Origin of the sequence: Bacillus sp. AR2-1 (genome assembly GCF_008368755.1) — a bacterium.
Taxonomy (GTDB): Bacteria; Bacillota; Bacilli; order Bacillales; family Bacillaceae_G; genus Bacillus_A; species Bacillus_A wiedmannii.
In genome coordinates this window covers 236,670-255,972 of record NZ_QORY01000017.1, presented here as the reverse complement: position 1 = coordinate 255,972, position 19,303 = coordinate 236,670, and the positions used below count along the sequence as shown (strand labels likewise).

At 34.3% G+C, this 19,303-nt stretch carries 25 protein-coding genes and 1 riboswitch; of the genes, 6 read left to right on the top strand and 19 right to left on the bottom strand.

The annotated features are described in order from the left end of the window. Positions 1–94: 94 nt before the first annotated feature. The 6 genes from DT250_RS20005 to DT250_RS19980 form a co-directional block, all read right to left on the bottom strand. On the bottom strand, positions 95–706 hold the full coding sequence (locus tag DT250_RS20005) for a flagellar motor switch protein FliG (RefSeq protein ID WP_149213601.1): 612 nt from the start codon (positions 704–706) through the stop codon (positions 95–97). A 1-nt stretch (position 707) separates the two neighbouring features. Beyond that, positions 708–1,253 carry a sigma-70 family RNA polymerase sigma factor gene (locus tag DT250_RS20000; protein WP_149213600.1) on the bottom strand — a complete coding sequence of 182 codons (546 nt, stop codon included), beginning with the start codon at positions 1,251–1,253 and terminating at the stop codon, positions 708–710. A 186-nt stretch (positions 1,254–1,439) separates the two neighbouring features. After that, positions 1,440–2,024, bottom strand: coding sequence for a DJ-1/PfpI family protein (locus DT250_RS19995; protein WP_149213599.1), 585 nt, complete (start codon positions 2,022–2,024; stop codon positions 1,440–1,442). A gap of 87 nt (positions 2,025–2,111) precedes the next feature. Then, entirely contained in the window at positions 2,112–2,846 is a 735-nt protein-coding gene (nfsA, locus tag DT250_RS19990; RefSeq protein ID WP_149213598.1) for an oxygen-insensitive NADPH nitroreductase, read from the bottom strand. A 232-nt stretch (positions 2,847–3,078) separates the two neighbouring features. Beyond that, a complete protein-coding gene (locus tag DT250_RS19985; protein ID WP_098149870.1) occupies positions 3,079–3,396 on the bottom strand; it encodes a magnetosome magnetite crystal formation protein family in 318 nt (105 codons plus the stop codon). Positions 3,397–3,545: 149 nt separating this feature from the next. Beyond that, the gene (locus tag DT250_RS19980; protein ID WP_070168617.1) at positions 3,546–4,124 is read right to left on the bottom strand and encodes a YdcF family protein; all 579 of its coding nucleotides are present in this window, start codon (positions 4,122–4,124) and stop codon (positions 3,546–3,548) included. Between the two features lie 160 nt (positions 4,125–4,284). Between DT250_RS19980 and DT250_RS19975 the strand changes: the two genes are divergently transcribed. Further along, on the top strand, positions 4,285–4,950 hold the full coding sequence (locus tag DT250_RS19975; protein ID WP_000923941.1) for a DUF421 domain-containing protein: 666 nt from the start codon (positions 4,285–4,287) through the stop codon (positions 4,948–4,950). 36 nt (positions 4,951–4,986) lie between these two features. On the opposite strand, the gene DT250_RS19970 is transcribed toward DT250_RS19975, so the two are convergent. Beyond that, entirely contained in the window at positions 4,987–6,342 is a 1,356-nt protein-coding gene (locus tag DT250_RS19970) for an MATE family efflux transporter (protein WP_149213597.1), read from the bottom strand. Positions 6,343–6,473: 131 nt separating this feature from the next. Beyond that, the gene (locus tag DT250_RS19965) at positions 6,474–7,319 is read right to left on the bottom strand and encodes a MerR family transcriptional regulator (protein WP_098857543.1); all 846 of its coding nucleotides are present in this window, start codon (positions 7,317–7,319) and stop codon (positions 6,474–6,476) included. 267 nt (positions 7,320–7,586) lie between these two features. Between DT250_RS19965 and DT250_RS19960 the strand changes: the two genes are divergently transcribed. After that, positions 7,587–8,750, top strand: a complete 1,164-nt coding sequence (locus DT250_RS19960; RefSeq protein ID WP_149213596.1) for a cation:proton antiporter — start codon at positions 7,587–7,589, stop codon at positions 8,748–8,750. A 60-nt stretch (positions 8,751–8,810) separates the two neighbouring features. Here DT250_RS19960 and DT250_RS19955 read toward each other — a convergent pair whose 3' ends face one another. The 8 genes from DT250_RS19955 to DT250_RS19920 all read right to left on the bottom strand — a co-directional run bounded on the left by DT250_RS19955 (position 8,811) and on the right by DT250_RS19920 (position 15,429). Beyond that, positions 8,811–9,089, bottom strand: a complete 279-nt coding sequence (locus tag DT250_RS19955) for a DUF3986 family protein (protein WP_149213595.1) — start codon at positions 9,087–9,089, stop codon at positions 8,811–8,813. A gap of 81 nt (positions 9,090–9,170) precedes the next feature. Then, positions 9,171–10,520, bottom strand: a complete 1,350-nt coding sequence (locus DT250_RS19950; RefSeq protein WP_149213594.1) for an aspartate aminotransferase family protein — start codon at positions 10,518–10,520, stop codon at positions 9,171–9,173. A 180-nt stretch (positions 10,521–10,700) separates the two neighbouring features. Continuing rightward, positions 10,701–12,251 carry a solute symporter family protein gene (locus tag DT250_RS19945; protein WP_149213593.1) on the bottom strand — a complete coding sequence of 517 codons (1,551 nt, stop codon included), beginning with the start codon at positions 12,249–12,251 and terminating at the stop codon, positions 10,701–10,703. 2 nt (positions 12,252–12,253) lie between these two features. Then, the gene (locus DT250_RS19940; protein WP_098499156.1) at positions 12,254–12,595 is read right to left on the bottom strand and encodes a DUF485 domain-containing protein; all 342 of its coding nucleotides are present in this window, start codon (positions 12,593–12,595) and stop codon (positions 12,254–12,256) included. Between the two features lie 309 nt (positions 12,596–12,904). Beyond that, the gene (locus DT250_RS19935) at positions 12,905–13,534 is read right to left on the bottom strand and encodes a sterol desaturase family protein (protein ID WP_000832138.1); all 630 of its coding nucleotides are present in this window, start codon (positions 13,532–13,534) and stop codon (positions 12,905–12,907) included. Between the two features lie 82 nt (positions 13,535–13,616). Then, positions 13,617–13,910 carry a hypothetical protein gene (locus tag DT250_RS19930; RefSeq protein ID WP_000286360.1) on the bottom strand — a complete coding sequence of 98 codons (294 nt, stop codon included), beginning with the start codon at positions 13,908–13,910 and terminating at the stop codon, positions 13,617–13,619. Positions 13,911–13,929: 19 nt separating this feature from the next. Next, a complete protein-coding gene (locus tag DT250_RS19925; protein ID WP_000466560.1) occupies positions 13,930–14,562 on the bottom strand; it encodes a LysE family transporter in 633 nt (210 codons plus the stop codon). 138 nt (positions 14,563–14,700) lie between these two features. After that, the gene (locus DT250_RS19920; protein WP_001005942.1) at positions 14,701–15,429 is read right to left on the bottom strand and encodes a YqcI/YcgG family protein; all 729 of its coding nucleotides are present in this window, start codon (positions 15,427–15,429) and stop codon (positions 14,701–14,703) included. 265 nt (positions 15,430–15,694) lie between these two features. On the opposite strand from DT250_RS19920, the gene cspB reads away from it, so the two are divergent. Then, positions 15,695–15,892 carry a cold shock-like protein CspB gene (cspB, locus tag DT250_RS19915; protein WP_001161731.1) on the top strand — a complete coding sequence of 66 codons (198 nt, stop codon included), beginning with the start codon at positions 15,695–15,697 and terminating at the stop codon, positions 15,890–15,892. Between the two features lie 119 nt (positions 15,893–16,011). Continuing rightward, positions 16,012–16,260: a DUF2564 family protein gene (locus DT250_RS19910; protein WP_000534395.1), complete on the top strand. Its 249-nt coding sequence runs from the start codon at positions 16,012–16,014 to the stop codon at positions 16,258–16,260. Positions 16,261–16,292: 32 nt separating this feature from the next. Here the strand turns inward: DT250_RS19910 and DT250_RS19905 are convergent, their stop codons facing one another. From DT250_RS19905 to DT250_RS19895, 3 genes are all read right to left on the bottom strand, one after another. Next, entirely contained in the window at positions 16,293–16,469 is a 177-nt protein-coding gene (locus DT250_RS19905) for a zinc-finger domain-containing protein (protein ID WP_000358801.1), read from the bottom strand. Between the two features lie 12 nt (positions 16,470–16,481). Continuing rightward, positions 16,482–17,141 (bottom strand): ribonuclease H family protein, encoded by a 660-nt coding sequence (locus DT250_RS19900; protein WP_048543444.1) that lies wholly within the window; start codon positions 17,139–17,141, stop codon positions 16,482–16,484. 148 nt (positions 17,142–17,289) lie between these two features. Beyond that, positions 17,290–17,778 (bottom strand): QueT transporter family protein, encoded by a 489-nt coding sequence (locus DT250_RS19895; RefSeq protein ID WP_048543446.1) that lies wholly within the window; start codon positions 17,776–17,778, stop codon positions 17,290–17,292. A gap of 6 nt (positions 17,779–17,784) precedes the next feature. Beyond that, a riboswitch (PreQ1 riboswitch) is annotated at positions 17,785–17,829 on the bottom strand. Between the two features lie 132 nt (positions 17,830–17,961). Between DT250_RS19895 and DT250_RS19890 the strand changes: the two genes are divergently transcribed. After that, on the top strand, positions 17,962–18,834 hold the full coding sequence (locus DT250_RS19890) for an aldose 1-epimerase family protein (RefSeq protein WP_087985585.1): 873 nt from the start codon (positions 17,962–17,964) through the stop codon (positions 18,832–18,834). Between the two features lie 70 nt (positions 18,835–18,904). Continuing rightward, a complete protein-coding gene (locus DT250_RS19885; RefSeq protein WP_000573873.1) occupies positions 18,905–19,291 on the top strand; it encodes a reverse transcriptase-like protein in 387 nt (128 codons plus the stop codon). Positions 19,292–19,303 lie beyond the last annotated feature (12 nt).

Genomic DNA, 19,303 nt, shown 5'->3' with positions numbered 1-19,303 from the left:
ACATCATAACTAAAAAACATATTTTAGAGATACAAAATCATAAATAAAATAATAACTAAACGATAAAAAGCGGCTATTATGCCACTTTTTATTTTCATATTAAATATTTTAAAACTAGAAGCCCACCTATTGCTATTACAAAGACATTGAAAAAAATCATCCACCGTTTTTCAAATTCTTTATATCTCTCTTCTTTCACTCCACATTGTTTTAGCTTTTCAATTAAAATTGTTAATTCTTGATTATACTCTTCACTTCCTAATTGTATATAATTGTTATTTATTTTAATTCCATATACATTTTTCATTTTTTTATGTTGCGAAACTGCTTGAATTGAGTTTATTCGTACATTGTATTCATTCAACTTTTTAAAATAACAATCTAACGCTATAATTTGTAACCTTGTATTACTTAAAACAATGTAATAATAAAAAGTAGCACCTGCCGTGAATATGTTCGGTATAACTTTAGAATTAACAAAGCCTCCTTCTTCCACTAATATTTCACACTCAATTTCTTCTCCTTCTTGCAACTCTCTCCGAACTGATTCTTCCAACATTTGCATCGTTAATTTCTTTAATAATTCCCCGTTTTTTACATAATACTTATCTATATTTATAGACTCATTCGCTTCTTTCTCTAAACGTGCAATTTCTTCCTCTGAATATTGGAGTTCATTTAACATAGATAATAATCTTTTATCCATATTACACACTCCCTTTCCACAGTTTTTGAATTTTTTTCTTCCCACGAGAAATTCGATTGTATATATAATCCACCGTTACTTTTAATTCTTTCGCAATATCGTCAATAGAATATCCATCAATATACCTCTTTAAAAAGATATATCGATCTTTCTTATTTAAATCTTGAACTATTTCCATAATCTCTTCTTCTTGTTCTATTTCATACCTATCATGGACACTTGTATCTATTTCGACGTCTTTATCGATTTTATTCTCTTTATATACTTTCTTTTTATATTCCAATGCCTTTAATTTAGTAATACCAATCATCCAAGATTTTAAGTTTCCCTTTTCTGTATCAAATTGGTCGATATGAAACCAAATGACAGTAAATACATCGTTATAACAATCATCCACATATTGTTTTTCAATAGGGGTACTTAATGATTTATGAATAATGTACAAAATTAATTTTCCATATTGATCAATCACTTCTTTCAAAGCATCTTGATCATGTTTTTTCATAGCTATAATTAAATCCTCTTCAGAATTGAAAATCATAAGCATCTTCCTTCCTCAGTTCCCCTTTAGCAGCTGCTTTTACTTACTATTGGCAGTTCATTCTCATTTTCTATCACTTTTGTAAAAAATTCTTAATTTTTATTTCTATTTATATAATAACAAATAAAATACCTAAGTTCAGAAAGTGGAATCTACATTCTGAACTTAGGTATTAACAATCAAACTATTCACTTATACTAACGTTTCATCACAAAGCTCTGTTACATTTTTAAAGTATTGCAAGTTCTCCTTCACTTCAGATTCGTTAAATAAATTGAGCTGCTTCATTATTTCAGCAGCAAATTCCACGTACGCAGATCCTACTGCGGTTATGATTTTCCCATCAACGGTTACATCTTTATTTTGTTTATATTCCCATTCATGTAAATGCGCTAATTGTTTTTCATCTGGTGTTAATGATGTTGAGAATTTCTTCTTATTAAGCACACCTGCTGCATGTAGTAAAGCTGTTCCTGCACAAATACCCGCTATCCATTTATTCTGCTTATGTAATTCATTCACGATCGATAACAATTGTTCATTTTCTAAATGATCAAAAATATGTCCTCCTGGTACAATAAACACTTCATAATCTGCTACTTCAACATACTTGATAGAGACATGTGGTTGACATAAAAAACCACCTTCTCCTGTAACTGTTTTTCCGTCTACCGATGCTGTTATTATTTCGAATTCCTTACTTATTAAAAATAAACTCGCTATATTCACTTCAAATTCTGCAAATCCATCGAATAAAAATATTAAAGCTTTTTTCATATTATCTCCTCCCCCCTATACTTATTCGGAGACAATCATATTTCTCCTCCAAAAAAGGCAGACCTGCGTGCAGGTCTGCCTTTTTACTCATTTCTTATTAAATCCTTTTTCACTTAAAAACTCTTTCATATGCATTCTTTTTTCTTTAGCCATAAACGAACTCATTGATTCCGTCCATGTTACGTTTTTCTTATTTGATGATCTTTCTTTGTAATACGAGCTCATCGTTTCATCATATTCGTTTAATAATTCATCATATTTCTTTTCATCATACCCATTTTCATGAAGGATTGCTGCTACTGGTAAACGCGGTTTCACTCCATGATTTTCATCTGGTACACCAACTGTCATTCCGAATATAGGATATACTTTATCTGGTAAATGAAGCAATTCACTTACTTCTCTCGGGTTATTACGAATACCACCAATATAACAAATACCGTATCCTAACGATTCTGCTGCTAACGCTAAGTTTTGCGCGAACAGTGAAGCATCTACCGTCGCAACGATAAAGTCTTCTACTCCTTCATGCTTAATCTCTGTACCATGCTGTTCACACGCCATTTCAAGTCGTTTTAAATCTGCACAACAAACAAAGAATGCTGCGCAGTCTTTCACGTGACGATTTCCGGATAGCTCTGCTAGTTTAACCTTTAGGTCTTGATCTGTTACATATATAACAGAATACGCTTGTACAAAATGCGAGGAAGCAGCATGCTGCGCAGCTTGCACCATTCTTTCTACTACATCTTTCGGAATTGATTCTTCTTTATATTTACGAACTGAAACGTGTTGCTCCATTTTATGTATGATCTCATTCATGAAAAACACTCCTTTTTTCTCTTCATAATGAAAAATTAACATACCTTTTTCAATATTCACAACTTATAAGCACAAAAAGAGCAATTCTTTTTGAATTGCTCTTTTTAAAACTTCTATTAGTACGGTAAATGAAATTATATCGACGATTCCTTGCATTATATCAACGATTTTTCGAATATATCGACTTACCAACAAATACCTACAGGTTTACATCAAATTATTTCTTGTCTTATTACGCTGTTTTCAAAACTTTAACACCTTTTACGATATTCCAAATGAAGTAATAAATCCCTACTAGAATGAACACCGCATATGTGATCATCATTCCAATTCCAGCACCATCGGATTGATTGAAGCTTAAACCATATATGCCGGATACTGCTAATCCACCAAATAAAACCGCATACGGGAAAATATGTGACCAAAATGCTTTTTTCGCGTGGTATTTCACTTCATCCTCCGCAACGAAGTAGACGATAATTGGCAGTAAAAATGGTGCAAAAAAGATACTAAAGTAACATAGTGAAGATAATATATTATTTCCTTTCATCCGATTCACCTCTAAATAGTTTTTGTTATCTTCATTATGTCAGGAATCGATTCTAGAAACTATCGCTTTACCTTTCATGAACATGACATATTTGTAAGATTTTCATCAAAAATAACCCCGACTGGACTTCCAGACGGGATTACTTTTCTCTATATTCGATTCATAAACCAATATTGCGTAATGGCTAAATACTCTCGTATATTCGATGGAATGACAATTCGCTTCGGTGTTTCAGCCGGAAGACCTTCTAATTGTAAACCTTGCTTGGCTGCTATTTTTTTCGCTCTAAACATATGGAAGTCGTTTGTTACGATCATTCCTTTTTTCATATTGTCCGGAATTAACGGTTTTGAGAATTTAATATTCTCATCTGTACTCGTTGACTTATCTTCCATTATAATGCGGTCTTCTGCAATTTTTAGTTTCATTAATCCATTTTTCATTGCTAATGCTTCTGAAATATCTTCTCCTTTTCCTTTCCCTCCAGATACTATAGCAATTGTTTTCTCATGTGATTGTAAATACTCAGCTGCTTTATCAATACGATATTGCAATGAGTACGACGGTTTCGTTCCATTTACTTTCGAGCCTAATACAATTATATAATCCGCATCGTATGTTGCATTCATCTGTCCATGCTTATAAATGTTATATTGTAAAAATCCCACATAAACGGCGCAAACCATTATAATGCCTATCATATACTTAATTATTTTCTTCTTTTTCATATCCATATACTCCTATGTTCTTTGCTTCTTTCATGATAATATCCATTTATTTGTTTGTATACAGACAAATTCCAATTCAGCCTAATTTATCCTCTGGAAAGTAATATTTATATTTCTTTCGGGAACAGTAAGTACAACTTTGCACGAAGGAGTGTCTCTATTGCTTCTCTTTTTATGTAACGTATCGTTCTTTTTCATCTTATTTTTACTATCACTTAAAATGCTCGGTAAATCAGCTTTAGCACAACTAACTCCTCATGATTTTGGTGCTATTATCTTTTTATCTTATTTAGCTTTTCAGGCCATACCTGTCTCTGGTGCTTTGCAAGCTTTTCTCGGTATGGTCGTTATTACATGTTTGCATTTGCTTCTTACAAAATTAAGCTTACTAAACAAACTAAATCGTTTTATTCTCGGGCACCCTATCATTTTAATTAAACATGGTGATATTATTTTTGAAAACTTACAAAAGAGTAGATATCCAATCGCTGAACTACTGTCTAACCTTCGCGTCGCAGGATATCCAAGTGTTCACGAAATTGAATATGCTATTTTAGAAGCGAACGGAGCCATTAGCATTTTACCAAAGCGTGAACTTGTACCATTAACTCCAAAAGATTTGAACATAGATGTTACGTATGCTGGATTACCAATTGCCCTTATCGTTGATTCGCAAATTCAATACGATAACTTAAAGTTAATTCATAAGGACGAAAAGTGGTTATATAAAGAATTAAAAGAAAAGGGCATCACTAATATTAAAAGCGTTGCTTTCGCGTCTGTTCAAGAAACAGATGGATCCTTTGCGATTAGTTTAAAAGAGTAAAAAAATCCCCTTACTTGCTCAAGGGGATTTTCTTCATTATATCGCTTCTTTCTTTCCTGTCATATTTAACGGAACAGGATGTTTCATACGATTCATCGTAAATACGATAATCGCTGTCAATACTTCAGCTACTGGCATAACGAGCCAAATTCCGTTTATCCCAAATAATTTTGGCATAATCCATAATAATGGAATAATAAATAGTAACCCTCGACTCATTATAATCAGCACTGATTTTGTCGTTTGTCGCACGGATTGGAAGTACTCTCCATACACAATGTTATAGCCTAAAAATACATATTGGATAAAGAACAAGCTAATACCCGTTAATGTTAACTCCAGTAGCTCTGGAGATTGGACATCAAATAGACCAATAATATATTTCCCGAAGAATAATCCGACAATTATTGCAATACCACCGAGCACTACCGCAATTTTAACAGCGAACTTTAATCCTTCACGCAATCTCTCTAATAAATTTGCGCCGTAATGGAAACTAGCAATTGGTTGTAATGCTGCTCCAACACCGAAGAATAGTAGTAATGTCATCGCATGAATACTATTCACCATCGCATAGGAAGCGACTCCAACTTCTCCTGCATATTGAACGAATGCGATATTAAAACCAATCGTTACAATGGCTACGGTACTTTCTGCTGTAAAGCTCGGGAAACCGATTATCATAATTTGTTTAACTGTATCCCATTCAAAGTGAAATTTCGTCCACTTTAAAATACTACTTTTTCTAAAGAAGTGCGTTAATAATACAAGGAAACCAATCGCTGCCGAAAGAATAGTCGCTGAAGCAGCACCTGTTACGCCCCATCCAAAGATGAAAATAAAGATATAGTCAAACACTATATTTAATACAGCCGTTACAACTAGACCTGCCATTGCTAAATTAGGATTTCCATCATTTCGTATAAATGTACTTAAAATATTTTCTAACACGTATATCATTCCAAATGTTAATAACACGTGTAAATAGTCTAACGCATACGGTAAAATCACTTCATTTGCACCGAATAAGTATGCTAAATCTTCTATTCTCCATAAGCAGATCGCTGCTAACACACCTACGATCATTACTGCTACCGTCATGGATTGCGTAAAAATAGACCTTGCTCTTTCTATTTTATTTTCACCTAATGCAATGGAATATAACGTTGCCCCGCCCATTCCAATCCATAATGAAATCGAGAAGAAAATTGAAAAGGCTGGAATAGCCACGTTTACTCCTGCTAATCCGTTTGCTCCAACTCCCCGACTAATCATTACCGCATCAATTACAATATTAACTGACATTAATACCATTCCAAGAACGGCTGGTATTAAATAAGATATAAATAAACTTTTTATCGGTTTTTCTCTTAACTTTTCTGTTGTTTCCATCATATAAATGCTCCTTTTTTCAATGCTCTGTTCACAGTTTAAACCTTAAAGTAACTTGAAGGTCAATAGAGAATTTGAAAAATAGGTTACTTAATTATCATGTTTCATGTCAATTTGTAATGGTGCAAGCCCTACAGCTTTTTGCTTTGTTTTTTCATTATAGGAATTTGAATTTCTGTTACTTGTTCCTCTGGATTGTCTGTTACAGACCAATCAATTAATGCAATCTCAATCGCATCTCCACTTACTTCGTATCCTTCTTGATCAATATATTTCATTACCTTCTTATATGTTTCATCCGTTTCTTCATATGGTCCATGATGGTATACACAGGCAAACATGCCTTCTTTAATTTCCTCTGAACTATGTATTTGAAAAGGCATGTAATCCAACAAAATAAAAACACTGCTATACGCTTGAAACTCATTTTGCATTAATCCTTTTTTTGCCACCGTTACACCGATATCTCCAGAAAATAAGCTATCATCCATTTGCTTCATATTTTTTTGCAACGAATGAATATAGTACTCAAACATATCATCCGTCGTATTCGGGGCAACCGCAATGGCTGTAATTTTCCTCTGCGGAATCTCTTTAATTACCATTTGTTCAGCTTTTGCTTTTGTCGCTTCCTTAATTAAATGAATTCTATGTTCCATTTTCGCCAAAGCATACTCAATTTCTCTTTGTTTTTTCAACATCATTTCTTGTTGTTTTTCCAGTAAATTGAGTGCATATACTGGATTTCTTTCATCAATATATTTCTTAATTTCCTTTAATGGAATATTTAATTGGCGTAAAAACTTAATCGTATCTAATAGTGAAAATTGATCGATTGTGTAATAGCGATAATTTGTTTGTGGGTCCACAATGGACGGATGAAAAATTCCCTTCTCATCATAATAGCGTAAAGTTGATTCCGCTATATTATGCATTTTTGCCATTTCTCCAATTGTAAAGCGTTTATTTAATAACATATACCTTTCTCCAATTCTAAAAGATGTAACCTTATTTCTTCTTATTATATAGTGATTCCCTCCATACCTAAATCGAATCCTATCATGAAAATCTGCTATTTTTTCATTGATTTTTCATACATTTTATTATATATTAATTACAGGTTCAAATTACGAGTTCAAAAGAACTTGTAATCAGACCCTTTGTTTAATGGGTTTTACATATTTTCATTAGGCAAATTCCGAGAAATCGTATGATAAAAATAAAAATGATGAGGAGAGGATCCGATGGATTTCGAATTTTTCTTTCAAATTGCACTTATTTTATTAAGTACAAAGCTTGCTGGTGACCTTAGTGTTAGACTAGGTCAACCTTCTGTACTCGGTAAATTAATTGTCGGTATCGTTATCGGTCCAGCTATATTAGGTTGGATTGAAAATTCAGAGCTTCTAACACAATTAAGTAATGTCGGTGTTATTCTTTTAATGTTTATGGCAGGACTTGAAACAGACTTAGAGGAATTAAATGCAAATCGTAATTCTTCTTTAGCTGTTGCACTTGGAGGTATCATTCTACCATTCGTAGGTGGTTACGTTGCAGGGCTTGTTATCGGAATGGAACAAGGAAATGCTGTATTTTTAGGATTACTTCTATGTGCGACAAGTGTTAGTATTTCCGTACAAACACTTCGTGATTTAGGAAAGATGAAAACACGTGAAAGTACAACTATGCTTGGCGCGGCTGTATTTGATGACATTCTTGTTGTTATTTTATTAGCATTTGCAATGAGCTTCTTAGGTACAGACGATGTTAACTTAACAATGGTTATCTTGAAGAAAGTTGTATTCTTCGCTTCTATTATTTTAATCGGATGGAAAGGTGTTCCTGCGATTATGCGCTGGTTATCACCACTACGCGTATCTGAGTCTATCGTGAGCGCGGCTCTTATCATCTGTTTCTCATTCGCATATTTCGGCGAACTATTAGGAATTGCTGGTATTATCGGTGCTTTCGCCGCTGGTATCGCTATTTCTCAAACGAACTACAAACATGAAGTAGAAAAGAAAGTAGAACCAATCGCTTACGCTATGTTCGTTCCAGTATTCTTCGTTAGTATCGGTATGAATATTACATTTGACGGTATTGGCAATCAAATTTGGTTCATCCTAGCATTAACAGTAATCGCTGTATTAACGAAACTAATTGGTTGTGGATTTGGTGCACGAATGACTGGATTTGACGCTAAGTCTTCTGCAATTATCGGTGCTGGAATGGTTTCTCGTGGTGAAGTTGCACTTATCATCGCAGGAACAGGACTTTCTTCAGGTCTACTAGCACAAGATTACTTTACAGCTATCGTTATTGTCGTTATTTTAACTACAATGATTACACCACCAATGTTAAAATACACTTTTGGTGCAAAAGATAAAGCAATGAAAGCAAGTAAATAAGTTTAATAAAAAAGGAGATTGCTATCTTATAAGATAGCAATCTCCTTTTTCGTTTTATCTTTAAACAATTTTATTCGTTTTTAACCATTTTTCAAAAATAATTCGTGCTTCTTCATCATCAATATCATTACTAAATGAATACACCATAATGCCGTAATCATCTATATATTCACCTAGCTTCATTTTCTCCACTTTCTTATAAAAATTGTCTACCTCATAGTGCGGAATATAAGCGTCCCAAACTGGTTCATTTATTCTTTTGTACGCCTTCACTTCTAAATCGTATCCATCTTCATAATACCCGATGTGATAATGTTGACTAGGGTCATATTTCTTCATAAAAGTTCCCTCCCTTTGAAAATTTATCATATTTCACATAATAAACAAAAGCGAGCTGTATATTACAGCTCGCTCGATTCATTAAATACGTTCCATCGCCGTCTTCAACGTTCCAACAATAAAGGCAATTTCTTCACTTGAAATAACAAGTGGTGGTGCTAATGTTAAGACGTTATTATATCCTGCTGTTGTCATGCCGTTTCGTCCAATAATTAAACCTTTTTCTTTACAAGCATTTACAACACTTGCAATTTTGTCGTTATCAATTGGTTCTTTCGTCTCTTTATCATTTACTAGTTCGATTCCAACTAGTAAACCTTTCCCTCTAATATTCCCAACAAGTGGATGCTCTCCAATTTCTTCTTTTAATTGCTCTAATAAAAGCGAGCCCATTTGTGCAGATCGCTCAATTAAATTTTCATTTTCCATAATCTCTAAGTTTTTAAGCGCTAATGCACAAGCTGCAGGATTTCCACCAAATGTATTAATATGACGGAAGAATTCATATTCTCCCTTCCCTTTAAATGCTTCATATATTTCTTTTTTCACAGCTGTCGCTGATAACGGTAAATATGCGCTCGTAATCCCTTTTGCCATCGTAATAATATCTGGCTGAACGTCATAATTCATAAATCCAAATGCTTTTCCTGTACGTCCGAAACCGCAAATCACTTCATCACTAATGAGCAAGGCACCGTGTTTTTGACACGTTTCATGAACAGCTTTCATATAGTCTTGTGGCGGCATTAAAATGCCTCCGCCCGTAATAATTGGTTCCATAATAAAAGCTGCAATCGTTTCACTTAATTCCCATGTGATAACGCGATCTACTTCTTTTACACATTCTACATCATAAATGTTCTCTCTTTCTATTCCAGGCATACGATAACAATCTGGCGGCGTTACATGTAAAAAGCCTGAAGCAAATGGCTCATATTGATATCTACGCTGTGCTTGTCCCGTCGCTGCCATCGTTGCCATTGTATTCCCATGATACCCGCGGTAACGTGACATAAATTTATAACGATGTGGTTCACCTTTTTGAGCATAGTATTGTCTTGCTATTTTAAAAGCTGTTTCGTTCGCTTCCGAGCCACTATTAGAGAAGAAAATAACATACTCCCCTCCAAGCCACTCATTTAATTTTTCTGCAAGCTTTATAGCCGATTCATGCGATTGTGACATTGGAAAGTATGATAATGTTTGTAATTGCTTATAAGCTGCCTCTGCGAGCTCTTTTCTGCCATATCCACTATTCACACACCAAAGACCACTCATACCATCTAAATATCGTTTTCCTTGTATATCTTCAACCCAGCACCCTTCTGCTTTTGCCCCTACCATTGTACTATTTGGACTAAAGGGACGCATTCCGTGCCAAACATATTGCTCATCTTTTGCTAATAATTCATCAGTCTGTTTCGTTTTCATCATTTCTTCCACCTTCCATAACAACTTATTTTTCACAAAAGCTGCGCTGGTGCCATGATGATTTAATTTTCTCCCTGCTTATTTTCATTCCACAAAATTAAGACAAAATCCTACTTACAATACAGTAATATTTACAAGAAAAAAAGAGCTTTTCTTATATATCGAAAAGCCCTTCTCTTTTTAATGTGACGATGCATCACTAACACCATGACCTGTATTAGATTTCACAAGAATCTCATCAAATTTCGCAGCATCTTCTTTCTTACTAGATAACACGGTTCCTAAATATGCTGCAAGGAATCCAAGCGGAATTGAAATAATTCCAGGTGTCGTATATGGGAAAATCGCTTCCCCAACAAATATAGCTTTTCCAGCTACAGGGTTCCAAACATTTGGACTTAGTGCTACGAGAACAATTGCTGATACAAGACCAACGACCATACCCGAAATAGCACCCGTTGTATTGAAGCGCTTCCAATATATTGTGAATAATATAACTGGTAGATTTGCACTCGCTGCAACTGCAAATGCTAATGAAACTAAAAATGCTACGTTCAATGTTTGAGCAAATAACGCTAGTATAATGGATAATACCGCTACCCCAATAGACGCATAGCGAGCCATTGACACTTGCTCTTTTTCCGTTGATTTCCCCTTGCGAATAATTTCATTATAAAAATCATGTGCAAATGCTGCTGCTGCTGTTAATACAAGTCCTGCCACTACAGCTAAAATAGTTGCAAAGGCAATTGCTGATACGAAAGCAAATAAGAAATCTCCACCTAACGCTTTAGCTAATAAAGGTGCTGCCATATTACCAGCAGGGTTTGCTTTCATAATTGCCTCATTTCCTACAAATGCTGCTGCCCCAAATCCTAAGAAGATTGTCATAATATAAAATGCGCCAATTAACCACGTAGCGTATACAACAGATTGCCGTGCCGTTTTTGCATCACGTACTGTAAAAAAGCGAACAAGAATATGTGGTAATCCGGCAGTACCAAGAACTAGTCCTAAATTTAAAGACAGTGTATCAAGACCATCCTTATACTTTACTCCTGGATTTAAAAATGAATCTTTTAATGGCGTAGCTGTTTTCATTTGAGCGAACATTTCAGTCACACTAAAATTAAATTTTGAGAAAACGATAACAGAAATAATAAATGTACCAGCCATAAGTAATACAGCCTTAACAATTTGTACCCAGCTCGTCGCAGTCATTCCGCCAAAAATAACGTACACTGTCATTAATGTACCAACGATTAAAACGGATGTCGTATATTCGATCCCTAATAATAATTTAATAAGTGCACCAGCCCCAACTAATTGTGCAATCATATAAAAAATCGAAATCGTCATCGTATTAAGCGCTGCAACGCCGCGAACTTTTTTCGCATCAAAACGCGCCGCAATCATATCTGCTAACGTGTACTTCCCTAAATTTCGAAGTGGCTCTGCAACTAAGTATAATACAACTAAGTAAGCAACTAAGAAACCGATACTATAAAAGAACCCATCAAAACCAGTCAATGCGATCGCTCCGGCTATACCAAGAAAAGACGCAGCAGACATATAATCTCCCGCAATGGCCAGACCATTTTGCCAACCAGTTAATCCCCCTCCAGCTGTATAAAACTCACTCGCATTTTTCGTTTTCTTCGATGCAAAATAAGTTATGACGAGTGTACCAAGAACGATGATTAAAAATAATGCAAAAGCGGTTACATTCAAAGTTAGCCCCTCCCTTTTTGCATATCTTGTAGAATTTTTCGCGAGATTTTATCAAAGGATTCTGCTTTTTTGCTATAAATCATACATAATGACCACGTCATGATAAATTGCGCAAATGCAAACACCCATGCCCACGTAACATCCCCAAATGCTGGTGTATTGAGCACCTTTGAATACGATGTTAAAATAGGTAATGCAATAAAAAAGCTTAAAAAGAAAATACTCATCGGAACGATAAACTTCTTTTTCGTATTTAATAGCAATTGAAATTCTTCTGACTGAACAACCTCTGTATAATTCACTTCATTTTGTAACTTACGTGCTGACGTATCATCTCTTTTCATTCCCATTCCCCTCTCTTACTGAAAATACAATTCCCCCTTGTATACCTAAAGACTAAATTTTATAAATATTCAGAAACTTATTTCTATTTTAGACAATCCATACATTCCTGCAAAGATTTTTCGATAGACATTTTTCGCCAATTTCTCCTAAGTTTTTAATATACTTTTTCAACATAAAAATTACGCACTTCAATTCCTTACCAGTCAAGCTTTACAGGAAGTTATCTTCCATCTAACTTCCTCATATTTGCCGGATTGTGAGGCGGGAGTTTTACCACCCGGCAAATTTCCAAATAAAAAAAGTAGTGCTTATCGCACTACTTCTGTCTTTTTCTCTTTTTCTAAATTACGAGCTGTTTCGCTTAATTCAACGTCTTTCCCATCTTTAAGCGTTCCAAATATGAAATCGAATACTGGATTTGAAACACCAAACCAAAACTTTTCATTTTTATAATGGTGTAATATGTGCTGTTTTTTTAGCCATCTTCCAAACTTAGTGAACGGACGAATCGGCTTATGTGCAATATAATGTTTCCATTCATAAACGAGAAGCATGATAATCATTCCAATTCCGAATGAAAGTGTAATAGTAGCACTTTTTGTTATACCATATGCTATAAGTAAATATATAGTAAAGCTAGGTATACTAAACCATACAGGCAAAAACAATAGTTTTAAATCATCTGGATATACATGATGATCATAATGTAATCTTCTTAACATTTTTAATAAAAATACGTTTTTAGGTGGCTTTAAATGGAATAAAAACCGATGTGTCATATATTCGTTAAGCGTATAAAAAACAATCCCAAACAAACACGCGAACATACCGATCCATGTGAAAAATTGCATTTTTAAAATAATGATGAAAATAAATAAAATACTATACATAATAACGATATCATGTTGTAAAAAGAACTCTTTCCCCACTCTCTTCATCTTCCTTCCCCCTTTTCCAAAAAAACAGCCGCAACATATCGTTACGACTATTTCTTCTATTTTTTATTTTATTCTATTCACTTTACAAATTTGCCTGCTGCTCTATTGTCGAGAAAAAATTGTTCGATCCAAATATATTTTGCTTTGGAATAATATGTTCCACCGCAAACACTGTTACTTCTCCTCTTTGTACCTCTCCAATAATGAGCCCAAATATTTCATGATTTAGCGCAAACGTTGGTTGCTTTGTTTGCAGTAATCTTGCTGCATTATGAAATACCGCTTCATATAGTGGATTCCTATCAGTAATTTCTTTTCGGATTTTGGGTGCTAACGTAATAATAATTTCTTTTCCGTCAATAGTGGTTCGATACATAAAAATCTCCCCTTCAATCTTATGTGAACAACTGTAAAGCTTTGTATGCAAAATGGATAGAATATCCTACTAAAATAATACCGGCTCCGGCTGTTATATAGCCAAGTGCTTTTTGCTTTAATAAAGTTCTGCCAAAATGGACAGAAAAAGCAATATTTAAATTCCATAAAATAATGCCAACGATAATACAAAGACTGTATAAAAAGGCTTCTTGTTTCGTTACCTTCGTAAGCAATGAGCTAAGTGTACTTCCGTATATACCAAACCAAAAAACAAGATTTAATGGATTGGATATCGCAATTAAAAAACCTGCCATAAACGATTGTTTAAGGCCACCTACCTCTTCCTTTTTATATTCCATATTCGAGTGGGAAATTCCTTGTTTTACACTTTGAAATCCTAAATAAAATAATAAGAAAAACCCTGTGCAATACATAAAAGCTTGTACATATGTATACATAAACACAGAAGATAAACCGAAATAAATGAGAAGCATAAACAAAATATCTGCAGTCATTCCACCAATTCCAACAACCCATGCATGCCAAAAACCTCGTTCAATTCCTCGTTTTAACATTTCAATATTAATCGGACCTACTGGCGCAGCTAATGAAATACCTAATACAATTTGTTGTATAATCGCTCCAAACATCGCTCTATCCTTTCTACTTCCTTTACTATTAAGTAATGATGTAATGATTAAAAATAGACTAGCTTTCATCAAAATATTTACTACTAAAATACCCTTTTTTATCCAAAATATGCAAAAGAACCATCTGGATGATGGCTCTTACTTTTCTAACTTATGAAGAAAAGGACATTTTCCTTTTATCGGCTCTACATCGTCTCCTATGAAGTATTGTTTCCATTCGCGATGATCTGGATCACCATAATGACTAATGTTAGGGTGTTTCGGCAGCTGATCCCACTTTTCAACTCGATCTCGGACCGTTTGTCTTGAATATGCTCCTTTAGGGCGATCCCCTTCTAATCCATCAAAGATGGTACGCGGTTGAAATCCAATAACGAGAGAATTTCCTAAATGCCTAGTTTTTCGTTGTTTATAAGCTGGCGCATTTCCAAATGCGAATATCGGTTCACCACCAAATGAAAATTCCCATAAGTAATGGTCTGGGTCTTCAGGAATTTGCTTCGGCCATGTTTGGTCATCGTTTTCATGTAAATATTGTAGTACTTTCCAAAAGTAATCACGATAATATTCCAGTGATTGTTCCTCACATTCCGGTTCCACAAAAAGAAAGAATCCTCTTCTTACAATTGGGCGCTCTTTCATTAACTCTAAAAAAGATAACATTGTATGTGGCAAATGACTCCAATCATTATGAGAGAGAAATGAATAACGAAGTTCATTCTTTTTCAAAGCTGTTAAGCCGAAATAACATGGGAAAGTTGGTTCTAGCACGACACTCGAAAAATTTTGAAATTCTTTTGCAACCCAATTTGGTATGTCAGTTCTCGTTCTCATTCCTTCATTATCTAATAAATAAGACTCGTTCATTCTTTCTTTCACCTCATTATGTATAGCATTCAATTAAGAATATTACATACTCGGCCTGTCCTATACCTATTTAAAAATTCGGCTGAAAAATTATTTAAAAATACAAAAAATAAAATCGCTTACTTGACTAATTTCTACCAATTCGTGTATATTTAAATTAATCATTTAGCAGAATATTCAAGATTATAGCATTTTTAGTTTATATTATCTTTCAAATGAATTTCACTAAATGAAAAAAGCAAATGTTTTTAGGAGGAATTGTAACATGCAAGGAAAAGTAAAATGGTTTAACAACGAAAAAGGTTTTGGATTTATCGAAATGGAAGGCGCTGACGATGTATTCGTACATTTCTCTGCTATTCAAGGTGACGGCTACAAAGCTTTAGAAGAAGGTCAAGAAGTATCTTTCGATATCACTGAAGGAAACCGCGGACCTCAAGCTGCTAACGTAGTAAAACTTTAATCCAACATATAACAGGAGGTTACCTTACTTGGTAACCTCCTTTGTTATTCCTTTGTATATTTCCGTTTTACAGAGCAAAAACTATGTGAAATGCGCAATATACAAAGGAGGAAGTAATAATGGGATCAGAAGTAAATGATTTTGAAGAAGTGAAATTCCGTGTAGAAACAGCACAAAAAATGGTAGGGTCAGCGACAATTTCAATGGATCCAGATACATTAGAGCATGCGACTACTGCTGTAGAAGCCGCTCGCTCTCAGCTTGAAATTATGAAATCTGTTGCGACAGATTTAGATGAGCCATTTTTAATGAATGAGGAAAAGAAATTAAGTAAATGCGAGCATCAATTAAATGAAGCAAGACACTAAAAAACATCCAGAGAATTTTCTCTGGATGTTTTTCATGATAACTGTTCCCCATACTTTTTCAATGTTTCTCCAACTGTACATTGTCGTATACAAAATGAATGAGCGTAATACTTACTATTTGTCTTTCGATTATGTTCTCGCAAGAAACATCCTTCACAATACGTTTCTAATAAGTCATTTACCTCTGTAATGAGTTGCTTTTTATCCACCTTTGCACCTCTCTATTCGGTTATTTCTTTATGACTATCAATGACTGTTCCTTCTAATGCTTGCGTAGCTAATTGATGCGCTTCTTTATTTTGTTTTCTAGATATCGGCTCACATACAAGTTTTAATTTCATTTGCTTCGCTTTTTGTTCAATTTGATCTAAGTAATGATTTAAATGCTCATCATAACAAGGCCATTCTCCAGCCAATTGCTGCAGTACAACTTGAGAATCGCCGCGAAGTGTAACTGCTTCATACTTAATTCCGAATTCCTCGAGTATATTCATGCCATATAGTAATGATGCATATTCCGCTTCATTATTATCATATATACCTTCTATATATGCATTACGGCGAATTCGGTATTTTGTATTTCCTTTTTTATAGTATACACATATACCTACTCCAGCTTCTTTCGTCTGTACATCATAACCGCCATCAAAATAAACGAGGATTTCTTGGGGCTCTTCCTCCACTTGTTTACTCAGCTTTTTCATTTCCTTTAATGACCATTCTGCATCCATTTCATCATAAAATGATAGTTCTTTCACTCTTCCTGTTTTCTCGAAATCCTCTGCAAATTGCAATACATCTTCTATGTTCATATAATCTGTCGTTAATTCCGTCTGCAATCCGCTCTTTGTTTTATACAACCAATGAATTTTATATTTCATACTAGATTCCCCTTATATAAGACTTCTTATATGTAGTCAGCTAATGAAAGCCTCACTTTATTTTATTATATTGTATCAAGAGTCACAGCATTATATTCAATATGATTACATACAAAAAGAGCTACCCCTATAGGAATAGCTCTTTCATCTATTGCATAAATCTTTCAAATTGTACTCGTTTATTAATCCAGTACATTACAGGCATACCAATTGCCATGACAACAAATTCACCGACGGCACATGTTAACCAAGTCAACATAAATGGTAAATCAAATGCAAGATGAAGCTCAATTGCAATCATAAACATTGTAATTGTAAAAATAACTGTATTAAAAATCATACGAGCCCAAACACCTTTAATAAATCGCATAGAAATAATCGTTGCAACTAATGCAAGAATAGATTGCCCTACTCCAAATACTAAATCGTAAGCGATCATAGGTGAGAAAAAGAGATTTGTTAAAAATACACCTAATACAATTCCGTAAATTGCTTTCTTATTAAATACAACAAGATGATTAAACATCTCTGAAATACGAAACTGTACACTCGTAAAGCCAAATGGCTGAATAAGCATAGAAACAGCAATATATAATGCCGCTAAAATACCATTACCGACTAATGTTCTTATATTCATGACAAAATCTCCTTAGTTTTTTTACGTGGGATGGTTTCGAACCACGTTATTCGTTTTTTAAGCAACAAGAATATATTCTACGCAATACACACTCTCTCGTCAATAGATTCCTATCATTAACTACCTTTTTTCTTTTAGACAACGTATAATAAAACATATGAAAGTTTTAGGAGGTTTCACTTCATGACAGCAACAATTCAAAATGAAAAAGTGGTCGTTTCCATTTCTGACAAAGGTGCAGAATTACAAAGCGTTCGCTTAAAAGAAGATAACACTGAATACTTATGGCAAGGCGATTCTTCTTATTGGGGGCGCCGCGCACCAATTTTATTCCCAATTGTCGGCCGATTAGTAGATAATACATACTACGTAGATGGTAAACCATATTCTTTAACACAACACGGCTTTGCTCGTGATCTTACATTCTCTGTACAAGAACAAAGTGAAACGAAAATCGCTTATATTGTAACTAGTAATGAAGAAACATTAAAAAAATACCCATACGAATTCGAATTACTCGTTTCTTATGAGCTAGACGGACAAATCGTTCATGTAACATATGAAGTAAATAACCCTACTTCAAAAGAGATGTTCTTCTCAATCGGAGCACATCCTGGTTTCAACTTCCCCTTATTAGAGGGCGAATCATTTACAGATTATCATTTATCATTTAATGGTTCTGAACGCTTAGAAACAAGCGTATTAGAAGGACCTTACCTTTCAAGTAAAAAACAATTAATCGCTGAAAATACGAATGAATTACCACTTACATACGATTTATTCAAAAATGATGCGCTTATTTTTGAAAATATGAATACGGATGAAATCTCTATTCGTTCTCATAAACATAATAAATTTGTAAAAGTAGAATTTGATGGCTTCCCATTTGTTGGCGTATGGACACCAGGTGAGAACGCACCTTTCTTATGTATTGAACCTTGGTACGGTATTGCTGATGAAGTAAATCCAGCAAAAGATTTCAAGGAAAAAAAAGGAATTCAATCTTTACAAGCGAATGAAACATTTACATGTCGTTATAGTATTACAATCGGCTAAGTTACTCTATCCCCTACTTCAAAGAAACATATAAGTAGGGGATCATCTTATAATTTGGAGGTTTCTCATTTTGATTGAAGTATATATTGATGGTGCATCAAAAGGAAATCCTGGTCCTTCTGGTGCTGGAGTGTTTATTAAAGGGGTGCAACCAGCTGTACAATTATCATTGCCCCTTGGGACAATGTCCAATCATGAAGCAGAATACCACGCTTTACTTGCGGCATTAAAATATTGCACGGAGCATAATTATAACATTGTCTCTTTTCGTACAGATTCGCAACTTGTCGAGCGAGCTGTCGAAAAAGAATACGCAAAAAATAAAATGTTTGCACCACTATTAGAAGAAGCATTACAGTACATAAAAAGTTTCGATCTCTTTTTTATTAAGTGGATTCCAAGTAGTCAAAATAAAGTTGCTGATGAGTTAGCTAGAAAAGCTATCTTACAAAATTAACGGGGGTATGAG

Coding starts and splice junctions, on each gene's coding strand:
- DT250_RS20005 (WP_149213601.1), bottom strand. CDS start 706: ATGGATAAAAGATTATTATCTATGTTAAATGAACTCCAATATTCAGAG.
- DT250_RS20000 (WP_149213600.1), bottom strand. CDS start 1,253: ATGCTTATGATTTTCAATTCTGAAGAGGATTTAATTATAGCTATGAAA.
- DT250_RS19995 (WP_149213599.1), bottom strand. CDS start 2,024: ATGAAAAAAGCTTTAATATTTTTATTCGATGGATTTGCAGAATTTGAA.
- nfsA (WP_149213598.1), bottom strand. CDS start 2,846: ATGAATGAGATCATACATAAAATGGAGCAACACGTTTCAGTTCGTAAA.
- DT250_RS19985 (WP_098149870.1), bottom strand. CDS start 3,396: ATGAAAGGAAATAATATATTATCTTCACTATGTTACTTTAGTATCTTT.
- DT250_RS19980 (WP_070168617.1), bottom strand. CDS start 4,124: ATGAAAAAGAAGAAAATAATTAAGTATATGATAGGCATTATAATGGTT.
- DT250_RS19970 (WP_149213597.1), bottom strand. CDS start 6,342: ATGGAAACAACAGAAAAGTTAAGAGAAAAACCGATAAAAAGTTTATTT.
- DT250_RS19965 (WP_098857543.1), bottom strand. CDS start 7,319: ATGTTATTAAATAAACGCTTTACAATTGGAGAAATGGCAAAAATGCAT.
- DT250_RS19960 (WP_149213596.1), top strand. CDS start 7,587: ATGGATTTCGAATTTTTCTTTCAAATTGCACTTATTTTATTAAGTACA.
- DT250_RS19955 (WP_149213595.1), bottom strand. CDS start 9,089: ATGAAGAAATATGACCCTAGTCAACATTATCACATCGGGTATTATGAA.
- DT250_RS19950 (WP_149213594.1), bottom strand. CDS start 10,520: ATGAAAACGAAACAGACTGATGAATTATTAGCAAAAGATGAGCAATAT.
- DT250_RS19940 (WP_098499156.1), bottom strand. CDS start 12,595: ATGAAAAGAGATGATACGTCAGCACGTAAGTTACAAAATGAAGTGAAT.
- DT250_RS19935 (WP_000832138.1), bottom strand. CDS start 13,534: ATGAAGAGAGTGGGGAAAGAGTTCTTTTTACAACATGATATCGTTATT.
- DT250_RS19930 (WP_000286360.1), bottom strand. CDS start 13,910: ATGTATCGAACCACTATTGACGGAAAAGAAATTATTATTACGTTAGCA.
- DT250_RS19925 (WP_000466560.1), bottom strand. CDS start 14,562: ATGTTTGGAGCGATTATACAACAAATTGTATTAGGTATTTCATTAGCT.
- DT250_RS19920 (WP_001005942.1), bottom strand. CDS start 15,429: ATGAACGAGTCTTATTTATTAGATAATGAAGGAATGAGAACGAGAACT.
- cspB (WP_001161731.1), top strand. CDS start 15,695: ATGCAAGGAAAAGTAAAATGGTTTAACAACGAAAAAGGTTTTGGATTT.
- DT250_RS19910 (WP_000534395.1), top strand. CDS start 16,012: ATGGGATCAGAAGTAAATGATTTTGAAGAAGTGAAATTCCGTGTAGAA.
- DT250_RS19900 (WP_048543444.1), bottom strand. CDS start 17,141: ATGAAATATAAAATTCATTGGTTGTATAAAACAAAGAGCGGATTGCAG.
- DT250_RS19895 (WP_048543446.1), bottom strand. CDS start 17,778: ATGAATATAAGAACATTAGTCGGTAATGGTATTTTAGCGGCATTATAT.
- DT250_RS19890 (WP_087985585.1), top strand. CDS start 17,962: ATGACAGCAACAATTCAAAATGAAAAAGTGGTCGTTTCCATTTCTGAC.